This is a genomic window from Candidatus Hydrogenedentota bacterium (assembly GCA_035416745.1).
In the GTDB taxonomy this organism is placed as follows: domain Bacteria; phylum Hydrogenedentota; class Hydrogenedentia; order Hydrogenedentales; family SLHB01; genus UBA2224.
Map to the genome: position 1 here is coordinate 88,270 of DAOLNV010000011.1, position 12,624 is coordinate 100,893.

9 protein-coding genes are annotated in these 12,624 nt (G+C 61.8%); 2 read left to right on the forward strand and 7 right to left on the reverse strand.

The annotated features are described in order from the left end of the window. The 7 genes from PLJ71_06250 to PLJ71_06280 form a co-directional block, all read right to left on the reverse strand. Positions 1-2,858: glycoside hydrolase N-terminal domain-containing protein (locus tag PLJ71_06250; protein ID HQM48271.1), on the reverse strand; the 2,858-nt coding region annotated here is incomplete at its 3' end. Between the two features lie 646 nt (positions 2,859-3,504). Further along, positions 3,505-3,993 (reverse strand): hypothetical protein, encoded by a 489-nt coding sequence (locus PLJ71_06255; protein ID HQM48272.1) that lies wholly within the window; start codon positions 3,991-3,993, stop codon positions 3,505-3,507. A gap of 121 nt (positions 3,994-4,114) precedes the next feature. After that, positions 4,115-4,756 carry a hypothetical protein gene (locus tag PLJ71_06260; protein ID HQM48273.1) on the reverse strand — a complete coding sequence of 214 codons (642 nt, stop codon included), beginning with the start codon at positions 4,754-4,756 and terminating at the stop codon, positions 4,115-4,117. Between the two features lie 136 nt (positions 4,757-4,892). Beyond that, a complete protein-coding gene (locus PLJ71_06265) occupies positions 4,893-6,185 on the reverse strand; it encodes a hypothetical protein (protein ID HQM48274.1) in 1,293 nt (430 codons plus the stop codon). A 64-nt stretch (positions 6,186-6,249) separates the two neighbouring features. Further along, positions 6,250-7,317, reverse strand: a complete 1,068-nt coding sequence (locus PLJ71_06270) for a nitronate monooxygenase family protein (protein HQM48275.1) — start codon at positions 7,315-7,317, stop codon at positions 6,250-6,252. Position 7,318: 1 nt separating this feature from the next. Continuing rightward, the gene (gene fabF / locus PLJ71_06275; GenBank protein ID HQM48276.1) at positions 7,319-8,566 is read right to left on the reverse strand and encodes a beta-ketoacyl-ACP synthase II; all 1,248 of its coding nucleotides are present in this window, start codon (positions 8,564-8,566) and stop codon (positions 7,319-7,321) included. Between the two features lie 349 nt (positions 8,567-8,915). Next, positions 8,916-9,638 (reverse strand): PEP-CTERM sorting domain-containing protein, encoded by a 723-nt coding sequence (locus PLJ71_06280; protein HQM48277.1) that lies wholly within the window; start codon positions 9,636-9,638, stop codon positions 8,916-8,918. A 712-nt stretch (positions 9,639-10,350) separates the two neighbouring features. Between PLJ71_06280 and PLJ71_06285 the strand changes: the two genes are divergently transcribed. Next, entirely contained in the window at positions 10,351-12,024 is a 1,674-nt protein-coding gene (locus tag PLJ71_06285) for a DUF4091 domain-containing protein (GenBank protein ID HQM48278.1), read from the forward strand. A 134-nt stretch (positions 12,025-12,158) separates the two neighbouring features. After that, a partial coding sequence (locus PLJ71_06290; GenBank protein ID HQM48279.1) for a M14-type cytosolic carboxypeptidase occupies positions 12,159-12,624 on the forward strand: 466 nt, incomplete at its 3' end.

A 12,624-nucleotide genomic window follows, 5' to 3' on the forward strand; every position in this document is an offset into this window, starting at 1 on the left:
ACCGCCACGCCGGGCTCGGGGCAGCTCACCTCGACCGGCTGGCCCTCAGCCGTTACCGCGAGGGGTTTTGCATACCGCACGCGGCAGGGCCCGTCTTTGCCGGTCCGGACGGCGGCGCGGACAAGCGCACCGTCTCGCCAATCCATGTCGACCTCGAACACGCCGCGCGCGCAAAGGCCGTGCGCGTGCCCGGTTTCCCATGCCCCCGGCAGCGCCGGGAGCAGATGAAGCTCGGCGTTGTGGCTTTGGAGGAGCATTTCGGCGATGCCCGCCGTGCCGCCGAAGTTGCCGTCGATCTGGAACGGCGGATGGTTGTCGAAGAGGTTGGGCAGGGTGGATTTTGCCAGCAGGGCATGGATGTTTTCGTGGGCCAGCTCGGCCTCGCGCAGCCGTGCCCAGAAACTGATGATCCAGGCGCGGCTCCACCCCGTATGCCCGCCGCCGTGAGACAAACGGTACTCGAGGGATTTGCGCACCGCCGCCGCAAGTTCGGGCGTGCCTTCGAGGGTGATCTGGTGGCCGGGATGGAGGCCGTAAAGATGCGACATGTGGCGATGGCCGGGTTCGGGTTCGTCGTAATCCTCGATCCACTCCTGGAGCCGGCCGGTCTTCGGGCTGATCTGGAGCGGGGCGAGGCGGTCGAGGGCCGATTCGAGTTCTTCGCGGAATTCCGCGTCAATCCCAAGGATTGTGCTGGCTTCGATGCAATTGGTAAACAGGTCGTGGACGATCATGAGGTCCATGGTGGCGCCGTAGGTGAACATAGACGTCGTGCCATCGGGTTTGCGGAAGCTGTTCTCGGGGGAATGGGAGGGATTGGTGACCAGCCGGCCGCCGGGTTCTTCGACGAGGAAATCGAGCAGAAACAGGGCCGCGCCTTTCATGAGCGGGTACGCGCGCTCGCGCAGGAAGTCCACGTCGCCCGTGAACTCGTAATGTTCGTAGGGATGCTGTGCCAGCCACGCGGCGCCCATGGGCCAGATGCCCCACACGCCGTCCGCGGGCGTGGTGAAGCCGAAGATGTCGGTGAGGTGATGCACGACCCAGCCGCGGGCCCCGTAATGCACTTGAGCCGTGCGTTCGCCTGACGCGACGAGCGAATCCATCAGGTCGAACAGGGGCATGTGGCATTCGCTGAGATTAGCCGCCTCGGCGGGCCAGTAGTTCATCTGCAGGTTGATGTTGGTATGGTAATCGCTGTTCCAGGGGGCTTCGATGTGCTCGTTCCAGATGCCCTGAAGGTTTGCGGGGAGGCAGCCCGGCCGCGAAGACCCCATGAGAAGGTAGCGTCCGAACTGGAAGTACAGCGCCGCGAGGGCGGGGTCGTCTTCGCCGTTTCGGACGCGTTCGAGCCGCGCGTCGGTGGGCAAACGGGGCGCTGGATTCTGGCCCAGCTCGAGGTCGACGCGGCGGAACAGGGTGCGGTGGTCCGCGACGTGGGCCTCGCGCAGCTCCGGGTACCCGGGTGCGTCAGCCAGAGTTTGGCGGGTTGATTCGAGCGGGTCTCCGCCGCGGTAGTTGGTGGCAGCCGCAATGACGAGCGTGATCGCGTCGGCTTTGTCGACCTGCATCGAACCGCCGCTGTTACGCAGTTGCCCGCCCTCGAGGCGTGCCGCGAGGCGCCCCGCGAAGTTCAACCCTGCGATTTCATCCGTTTCGTGATGACGGATGCCGAGCTGCCCGGCCAGGACGAGTTGATCGGGGCCTTCGCTCGAGCACACGGCGTCCTTGGGGCGCGTCAGGGTGATGCCGCAAGACAATGCGGCCGGTTTGCCGGCTTCGACGCGCACTACGACGACGTCGTGTGGAGCAGAGGCGAAGACCTCGCGCGTATAGGTCACACCGTCAACGGCGTAAGTGGTCGAAGCGATGCCCGTGTCGAGATTCAACTCGCGGCGGTAGTTGGCGACTTGTTGAGGCGGCGGAAACGAAAGAACGAGATCGCCCAGGGTTTGATACGACTTGATGCGCTGGGGGTTGCCCATCATGTTGTCGGCGAGCGTCGTGGCTTCGGCATTCCTTCCTTCGAACAGGAGCCGGCGCACTTCGGGCAGCACCTCGAGCGCTTTCGGATTGGTGGTATCGCGCGGATAGCCTTCCCAGAGCGTTTCTTCGTTGAGCTGGATGCGCTCGTCTCCCGCCCGTCCGAACACCATCGCGCCCAGGCGGCCGTTGCCGACGGGGAGGGCGTCGGTCCACGCCTGCGCCATCTGCCTGTACCACAGGCACAATGCGCCCTCGGGGGGCGGGGCCTCGCCGAGGTAATCCATCGCGACAAAACCGGGGAAGGCGTTTGTTTCCATCTCGAGTACCTTTGCCAGATCGATGACAGCCGGGTCAATTGCCGGGCCGGGCCAATTCTTCCATGCGGAGTCGTCGCCTTGGCGGACCTGCCACATGCCGTCGAGGCCGAGCCGTCCGTTGGCGCCGGACAATTGAATCGCGCCGCTGACGAATCCGCCGCTGCCTTCCTCGTCGTATACGCGCACCGTGACGAGGTTCCACGCGCCCGTCCGGACCAGTTCCGGCGGGACGATATAGCGGCGGGGCTTCTCGGAAGCGCCCTCGTAATCGGGCGGCATCGAGCCGGTCGCGCCCACGCGTTCGCCATTGAAGAATGTTTCATCGGCGTCGTCGATGCGGGCGAGTTCAAGGATCAAGCGCTGACCGGCCCAGCCCGAGGGGATGCGCACGAAACACCGGTACCAGGCAAACCCGTCGTAGTTGCTCCATGCTTCGCCGCCGGGGCTGTTTTCCCACGCTCCGGGGAGTTTCGCAGGCTCCCAACCGGCGCCAGCCGCCGCCAAGGCGGCCGAGGTGATGAAGACACTCGCCAGAAACACCCCCAGCTTTCGCATGAATCGCCTCCGTTGGTTGGCAGTCGCACGCTGGAACGCAGCCCTATGATATTGGCCGATGACGCCGGCCCAGCGCAAGCAGGGAAGAGCACCATAATCGGATAATGGGAAGCAAAGCCACAGATGCACTTTGGCATTCGGGGTGCAGGCCGGGGTTTCGACACAGCCGCCGGGTGAGATACGGCCGGCGCACACGTATAGCCGCCCACCGCCAACGGCGCGAAACATGCCAGGCCAGACTGAAGGTCTGGGGAAGCGGAGCCCCCTGAATCCCCCGAAGTGAAGGCTTCAAGCGTGCGAGAACATATTCGCATTTCACGTTGGCGGGACTGAGCGGTTTCGGTACGGGGATGTTTCGGGCCTTCAGCCCTCCTTTTTGTTGTTGGCGCTGTCTTCCCTGGCCCTTCGGGCCAGGCTGGTATGTGACGCGCCGTTGGCGCTGAAGAAGACCGGGCGACAGTCGGGTCGCATGAGCCGCGTGGTGCTGCGCCCCGTTTTCCCAGTGCTTACCCGGACCGGGGAGAGCAGAAAAGCGGAAGCCGCGCTGCGGCAAGGGGAATCCGGCCGCCGCGCCGCGACATATGCGGCATGATTCGCTTTCATGCCACTCGATGTCTTCGTAAACGCTTTCCCGTGACCTGCCGGCTTACCTTTGCGGAGCTTCCGAAGGCGTCTCGGCCGACACCTTGATAAGCCCGCCCCAAAGCACATTCATCACAATCTTCCGCTCTTTCTCGTCGAAACTCTGTGCTCCGATGACAAGAACCGCGGTGTCGCCTTCGAACAGTCCCCGGAACGGCCGGGAGTCTCCGATGGCCACGAGCGTTTTGGAATAGAGGTTCACCACGTTCGAGGGATCCCAGGGGGCGGTGTAGATCTTGTCGTCGCCGATAGCGACATGGACGGCGTTTGGCTGCACGCCGGGCGAGGGAGTGTTCGCGAAATCGAATCCGCGGGCGTCCAGAATCAGCCCGATGCCCGGGCTTATCAGGTAAGGGGCCGGGTCCGTCTCCTTCCCCATGGCATGCGCCTCATCTACGAAGATGACCCGGTACTCTTGCGGGAGCGCTTCTTGCTCAGAGCAGGAGAGCATGCAGATCGCCACGGGCAAGGACCCCCACCATACCTTGCGCATTACCAACCCCCTTTGTTTATCGGCTGCTGCAATCTGGAATTCCTGGCTCCTGTTTGGCCTCGATATCGCGTATGTCTCGCAGGACGCGTGGGTCATCCAGGTCTGGGAAGATCTACATGTCTCATGAGTCTCTGGGTTGCCATTGCCGGTTCGGGTCTTCTTGCGCGTCTTGCCCAAGGCCTTCGTTCAATTCGCCCAGGCGATGCATGAGGACATCGTCCATGCGCGTTCGTTCTTTTTCGCTCAGGCACTCTGCTTCCCAGACCTCGAGGCTTGAAGGGCCGCGTCGAATTGTGCGTGCCGAGCCTTTTCGCGGGCTGTGGCAGATAAAGAACAGGAGTCTGGCAACCCAGAAAATGAGCGGCAGTACAATAAGAGACACTACAGCCGCGCCAAACACCATCGCTTTGGTGTCCACTGAAAGGGTTGTGCGGGGGAGAAGGATGATTGGCAGTGCGAAAAGGACTACATTTAAGGTGGTGAAGTACAGCGCCCAGAAGAATACGCTGCGGCTGTCGAATTGCCGGGGGTATCTCCAGGCGAAGAAGATGTGGAGCGCTACTGCAATGATAAAGAAGAATCCGGCGATGTAGAGGGCGATAGGCGGTGACGGCGGGTATAGTTCGTTCACCCACCCCGGGGTGCTGGTATCAACGAAATGGTCCAGGAAGATCTGCATGCCCAGAAAGAAGCCCGCGAACAGATAGAATAGCCGGCAATACTTTTGAAACCAGTAGCGGTCTTCGTAGCTAAGCTTGCCCACCTCAACACGCCTCCCTCTCTTAGTCTATACCACTATCCGCGGTTTTCATTCATCTTTTCGGAGCGACTCGCGCGGCCGGCGCGTGACGATGATGCGCCGCGCCACGAGAGGGTGACGTGTGAGGGGGCGCGGTCCGCTATTCCATCAGTTCCATCGAACCGAGGATATTGAGGTTGAGGCTGAGCAGGGACTCGCCCCCGATGCCGGAGTCGGCGCCGAGAAGGTCTTCCACACCGGCCGCGGACCCGCCAAGAAGAGCGTCCGGATTGGTCAGTAAGCCTCCGAGCAATCCTGACAAGTTGCCGAGCATCTGCGCGAAATCCATGCGCAGGTTGAGGTCCATATCCGCCAACACAAGCTGTCCGTCGGTGGTATCGAAATGGATACGGTTCTCGCCCGAAAGCTCGAACACGGGCATCTGGATGCCCAGTACTTCTCCCAAGGCGCTTTCCGGAACATTGACGGCGCCGCCGGTCTGCTCGGAGATGAACTGCTGCTCGATGACGCCGCACAGCCGGCCCTTTATTTGCTCGTATCCCACGAAGGTGTTGACAATCCGGGCGGAGGCCGGCGTACCAAAGCCGGGGACGGGCAACGCGATATGGCTTTCCCATTGTTGGCCCTGCACCACCTTCCCTCTGGGAAACTCGAGGGTCGAAAAGTTGGGCACGGCGGCCAGCATCGCACCGATATTCTGCGAGTTGGACAGTCTGAGCACTTGCCCGTTCGGCGCGACCACCATGTCGACGGGTTCCTGGAGGAATTCGAGCTGCGGGATGCCCTTGGTCGAGCCCACTCCCTGCTGCGTGTCCACGGGCGTCTTGTCGCCGCGGGACACACGCGCGTCGTTCGGGGTGACCTCCATCGAAAACGGCTCATCCATGAAATTGCCCTGCAACGAGCTCTTGTCGAAGGTCATGCGGAGAAGTGCATTGCCCGCCTGGTCCACATCGCGGGTTTGAAGGCTCATCGTGCTCTCGAAATCCATCAACACGCCCGAATCAGTAAGCGCTTCGACGCCTTTACCGCTGATTTTCGAGGCAACGCGGTACTTCAGGTTGTCGTCCCGGGCAAATTTGAATGCAAACGGCCCGTCAGCCACACCTTGGTATTGCTCGGAAGGCGCCAGCGGCCAGATAGGGGCATCGGTCACGATGGACTGGGACGCGGTCGGTCCGGCGGCTTCGCGCGGGCCCGCGCCGTGCTGATGGCGGCCGATTGCATGACCCATCACGGGACGGTCGGGCGTTTGCGCGGGACTGCTCTCGAGACGGCGCGGGGAAATAGAGATTTCGTAGCGGGTGGCAAACCAGAACCCGAGGCCGAGCCCCACTGCGAGCAGAATTGCGCCCGCAATGACCATGGATAGGGCGACAACAACGGCGCGGCCGCGCCCGGATTCAGGATCTTTGGGATGCGCCTCGCTCATGTCACCATTATACCATGCCGCTGCCCGCGCCGATTCGGAGGGCGCTGCCCGCCGATACTGGAAATCAGGCGCCGCGCAGCTCGTCCAGCAAGCTGGCCATGAGTTCCTTGACGGTGAGGATCTCGTGCACGCGGGACACGTTCTGTCCCGCGAACACCAGCCCGCCCTCCATATCCCCGTCGTAGGCATTGAGAAGCGCGTATGCGATGCAATACCGCGAGTCGTAGATCTTGCAGGTGCTCAGGCATTTGTAGGGGCAGTTGATCGGGATGGGTTCGCCGCTATCCAAGCGCTCGAGAAACCGGTTCCTGATCGCGCGCCCCGGAATACCCACCGGACTCTTGATGATGACGATGTCGTCTTCCGTCGCATCCAGATAGGCCTGCTTGAACGCATCGGACACGCCGCACTCCTTCGTGCAGACGAAGCGTGTCGCCATCTGGACGCCCGCCGCCCCCAGCGAAAGCATCCGGGCGATATCCGCGCCCGTGTAAATGCCTCCCGCGGCAATGACCGGGATTTTCACTCCAAACGCGTCCTCGAACGGCTTGAGGGCTTCGATGACTTCAGGCACGAGCCGTTCGAGGGAGAAATCCTCGGCGTGGGCGAGTTCTTCCTCCGAGAATCCGAGATGTCCGCCGGCAAGCGGGCCCTCGAGCACGACCGCCTGGGCGGTGCGGCCATACCGCTTTTGCCAGGTGCGCAGGATCAGCGTCGCGGCGCGGCCCGAACTGACGATCGGCACGAGGTTGACGGTGGTGTCCTCGACCATGGCGGGCAGCTTGAGCGGCAACCCGGCCCCCACCACGATCATCTTGATGCCTTCCTTCACGCAGGAGCGTATCAGGGTTTCCGCGTTGCTCAACACGCTCATGACGTTGACCGCGATGTGGCCGTTGGTGGCGCTCTTGGCTTTACGGATTTCCTCGGCGATGGCTTCGCCGCTGACGGCCTCGTAGTCCTCGCGGGTGGTGCGGATGTCGCCGATGCCGACGCTTGCGATGGTGCCGATGCCGCCCTCGTTGGCGACGGCGGCCGCCAGCGACGACAACGACACCTTGACCCCCATGCCCCCCTGAACGATGGGCACGTCGGCCGTGATGGTACCTATCTGAAGTTTTGGGATTTCCACGCTATTCTCCGCAGCGTTTTACGATCAGACACGCGTTACCGCCGCCAAATCCGAACGCGTTGCACATAGCCGCGTCGAATTCGGCCTCCTGGGCCTGATTGGGCACGTAATCCAGGGGGCACTCGGGGTCGGGTTCCTCGTAGTTGATGGTAGGATGAATCTTGCCCGTATACAGGCACATGACGGTAGCCACGAACTCCGCGGCGCCGGCCGCCGCCATCAGATGGCCAATCATGGACTTCGTGGCGCTGATTTTCACTTTGCGGGCCTGTTCGCCGAACACGCGCTGAATGGCGAGGGTCTCGGTGCGGTCGTTCAAGACGGTGGAGGTGCCGTGGGCATTAATGTACCCGACGCGTTCCGGGCCAAGCCCGGCATCCGCGAGGGCCGCCTGCATGACACGGATCATTCCATCGCCATCGGGCTCCGGCGCGGTGATGTGGTAAGCGTCGGCCGTGTTGCCGTATCCCGCCAGTTCCGCGTAGATCCGGGCCCCTCTGCGCCGGGCGTGTTCCAGTTCTTCGAGAACCGCCAGCCCTACGCCTTCGCCCATCACAAAGCCGTCGCGATTCTTGTCAAAGGGCCGGCTGGCGTGCTGGGGCTCGTCGTTCCGGGTCGACATCGAGCGCGTCGCGCAGAACCCGCCGTACGCCACGGGGGTGAGGCAGGCCTCGGACGCCCCAGCCACCATAACGTCCGCGTCCCCGCGCTGGATAACGCGGAACGCATCGCCCACGGCGTTAGCGCCCGTCGAACAGGCCACGGACAGCGCCGTCAGCGGGCCTTTCAGTCCGTGCTCGATCGACACGGCGCACGCGGTCATGTTCACCAGGACTTTCGATACGAAGAATGGCCCCATGCCCCGCGGGCCCTTTTCGGAGTATACCGTGCAACCTTCCTCGATACTGAACGAGCCGCCAATGCCCGAACCGATAATGACCCCCGCGCGGTTCTTGTCGTAGTCCGCATTGTCGAGATTGGCATCCGCAAGCGCCATTCTTGATGCCGCCAGCCCGAAATGCATTACCCGGTCCATTCGGCGCGCCGACTTGGCGTCCATCCAATCTTCGGCCTGGAAATCGCGGACCTCGCCCGCCATTTGGGAGCGGTGTTGCGACGGGTCGAAATGCGTGATGCGGGAAACGCCGTTCTTGCCGGCTAGAAGCCCTTTCCACGTTGCTTCAAGCCCGACCCCGATGGGCGTGATAGCGCTTAGTCCCGTGACGACTACACGACGTTCTTCCTTCACCGATTGATTCCCTTTATGCAATACTTGAGAAAAGGCCCCCACGGCTGCCTCAAGTCGAAGAAGCCGGAAAAGCCGCATTCCACGGTGTTCACCGCGAAGTGCAAAGCGACATGGTACTTACCGAGCGGTCAAAGTTCAAGGAAGCGAATTCCATCTTGGAGAATGGCGTCATGTGAGTTGTCCGGCCACGGGCGGCATTCGCATTCGGCCAACAGACCGCGTACTGATGTGAACCGTGAGACTCAGGGCGAAGATGCGGACAGAAGCACAAAGCACCCTTTCCCTCTCGTATCGAGACGGAAAAGGTGCCTTTGGGTTCTACACCCTCAAACCACAATCACGCCGTCGCTTACGCAAGAAGCTTACGCAGCCGTCCAACAGCCAGGCTGGCAATTCCAAGGCCCACCAGCATGATGGAGCTGGGCTCGGGCACCACGCCCACAAGGACGACAAGGTCATTGTAGTCCCAGTCGTCGTTGGGGTCGTCAGCGCAAAGGTCTTCCCACGCGAGCAGGTAGCTGATCCCATTTTCTGCAACGTACTCGTCCGGAGCGGCAAGCAAGAGCATATGTACCCACGCGTCCGAGTTCCGGTCATATTCCGAGTACCACTCTCTTGTTGTCCGATTCACGTTCAGATAGAACCCGTAAGGTTCCACGGCAGGATCAAGCACCGCGCTCGGACCGCCGGATGAACCAGGGTCTACATACGGGCCCGAGACCGTGAATAGGAGATTCTGGTTGGCGATCGCGTCTGGCAGCACGGGGTCGTAGTAACCAAGTTTGTGAGTGTAACTTGCATAGCGCGCTTCGAGACCAATCCCTTGTTGACCGAAGAAGTACGAAAGGTCCGGACCATTGTAGTCATCCGGATCGACCCCCACGGCCTCGTACAGCTCGTCGCTAGTGTCGTACCCAGTATCCACGCCGTAGATTGCCTCGTAGATATCCAGTAAACTCCACTCTCCAGCCACCCAAGGCTCTTGAACATTGACATCTTCGACAGCGATGTCTGCGGCGGCCGCGAAGCTCAGGAACGCCGCCACTGTCACACACGTTAGTAATCTCCACATTGTCTGTCCACCCGCCCTTTCTGTGGTTTCGTTTCCCTAGCGGAAAACCGCTTCTCCAGATTTCCCTCTCATTGCCGCGTGCAACGGTCTTGCCCGGCTGTCAACGGACCTTTCCCGAAGGGAAGAAACCCGCCCCCTCCTCCTGACCCATTGGCAGCAGCCCAGTATAGACGTGCACACACTAGCTCACCCATATCACTATGCAAGGTGCGTGCCAAGGGGGCCTTACAATGGCAAGTGGTTTTTTTATAGTGGTTTAGCAATTAGCAGGCGGCTGCATGACCTGCGCATGCGAGTGCAGATGACCACTGCGCAACGGCCAAGTTTGTCAGGCCTGCGCAACTTTTGACGGTAATCTCTGCAAATATGATGAATTCTGACCTGACGGCAGGCTTATTTGCTCGGTATTCGCAGTTAAGCGCCGCCGCGACGGGGAAGGGAAGAGCAAGAATTGTGTAACTGGGTATTCCTGCTCTGATTACGGTTTGGCCAACGCGTGACCCGCTCTGAAAGGCGATCTTCAGCAAGCCCCCGGCGGATGATCCGGCGTTGGCCACAAGCACGGGCGCCGGCTTTGTTCAGGAAAAGGCGCTCAGAAGCCTTCATAAGGAAGAACGGGCTTGATTCTGGGTTGTGATGGTGTAGACTTGGCGGGCGGCCGGGGCGGTTCCCGTGTTGAACAAGTACGGAAAGGCAGGGGAGAATGATTCGCGTGAAACTTCTGGTAGTGGTATTCATTGCGTTGACGGGGTGCGCGACAGTGATGAAAAGGCCGGAGAGCCCTCTCACGTGCTGGCCGGTGGACCCGCTGGTCAAAGTGTTTCGTGACGCGGCGCCGGCCTCGGGCGGGGATGCCCTTGCCGACGTTGCCCGGGGCGAGCATGCCTCGTTTCAGGTGGTCGTGCGCGCCGAGGACGCTATCACCGGCCTGACCGCCAAGGCGGGGCTGCTTAGACGCGGGCGAGGCGGTGAAACGCTTGCCGCCGCGTCGGTGCGCTTCGTCGGGTATGTGCCTGTGGACCGCCCGACCCAGACGCCCTCAAAGGACCAGTTGCGGACGCCCCCGGCGGATTATCCAGACCCGCTGCTCGAGGATGAGGCTCTCGACGTTGCGGCGGGACAGGCGCAACCCGTGTGGGTGACGGTTGCCGTGCCGGTAGACGCGAAGCCCGGTGTGTATCGCGGCACGCTCACCCTCGAAGGGCGCGTGGAGGGAGTGGCGGCGAAAGCGAAAGCACCCTTGACCTTGCGGGTCTACGACGTGGCGGTCGAGAAGACCCGCCTGTGGGTGACCGAATGGTACGGGATGCAATGGCAGCATATGGCAATCAATCCCGAGCCGGAATCGGAGGAATACTACGCGCTTCTGCGGCGATACGCCCGCAACATGGCCGAACACCGCCACAACGTCGCCCTGATCTCGCCTATCGGGCTGGTGGCGTATGAGGCAAACGCCGACGGTTCGCTGAAGATTGACTTCGCCAAGTTCGATCGCTGGGTCACGATCTTTCAGGAGGAGGGCGTTATCGGCCGCATCGAAGGCGGGCATATCGGAGGCCGCGTGGGAGGGTGGGAATCGGACTTCGCTGTGCAGACCTTCCGGGTACAGGACGGGAAAGTCGTGGGCGAATCGGTTGCGCCCGACACTCCGGAGGCAGACGCCTTCTACGCGCGGTTCTTCCCGGCGCTGGTTGCTCATTTGAAGGATAAGGGCTGGCTCGAGGTCTATATGCAGCATCTTGCTGATGAGCCCATCGCGAGCAATGTGGTTTCGTACCGGGCGATGGCGTCGCTGGCGCGGAAATACGCCCCCGAATTGCCAATCATGGAAGCCTGCCACACGAAGGAACTCACGGGCGCAATGGATGTGTGGGTGCCCCAACTCAATTTCCTGCATCAGGACTATGGCCACTACCGCGAACGGCAGGAGGCGGGCGAAGAGGTCTGGTTCTATACGTGCGTGTTTCCGCAGGGCGAATACGCCAACCGCTTTCTTGAGCAGCCGCTGCTCAAGACGCGGCTGCTGCACTGGATCAACTTCCGTTACGGCGCTACGGGCTACCTTCATTGGGGGTATAACCAGTGGACCAAGGACAGTCCTTTCACGCACACGACCCGTCCTCATGGCGGGCCGCCGTATCTGCCCGCGGGCGATGCCTGGATCGTGTATCCCGGCAAGGAAGGGCCGCTGGACTCGATCCGGTTCGAGGCCATGCGCGACGGCATCGCCGATCATGAGCTGCTCTGCATGCTCGCCGAAAAGAGCCCCGGCGCGGCTCAGGAGCTTGCCGAGAGGCATATTCTCGATTTCGACAAGTACAACACCGGCATCGCGGACTTCCGCGCGACACGCAGGGAACTGCTGCAGAAGCTGGAAGAGGACTGAGGGAAGAATCGCGCGGAGCCCTTACGGCCTCTTGGGCCGATTGGGTTCGTTCTTATGATGTTCCGAGCGGCGCTTCGCGTTGGGAGCTGCTCAAACAAGGTTTTCCGGGGCGTGAACGGAGTGAACGGCGAGGCATGGCTCAAGCGCATCAACACATGACCGCGGAAACCGGCGGTTTACTCGTCGACGCTGCTTACCCTGGGGGAAACATCCTCGTCGAGAACGTCGAAGGCGATGTCGTGCGGCTGCATCCCGACTTGCGCGATACCACGACGTGGTGGTTTTACTGGAATTTTCGGGTGTGCGGCGCGGCGGGACGTACACTGACGTTCGCGTTCAGCGGCCAGAATCCCATGGGGGTCCGCGGCCCCGCCGTAAGCGCTGATTCCGGGAAGACCTGGGCCTGGCTCGGCGCCGATAGGGTGAAGGAGGGCTCGTTTTCGTACACCTTCGCGCCGGACGCCGCCGAGAGGCGATTCGCGTTCGCGTATCCTTATCTCGAAACGGAGCTGCAGCGGTTTCTTGACGAGCACAAGGGGCACGGCCGCATCGAAACCGGTGAATTGTGCACGTCGGCCCGCGGACGGCGGGTCGAGTGGT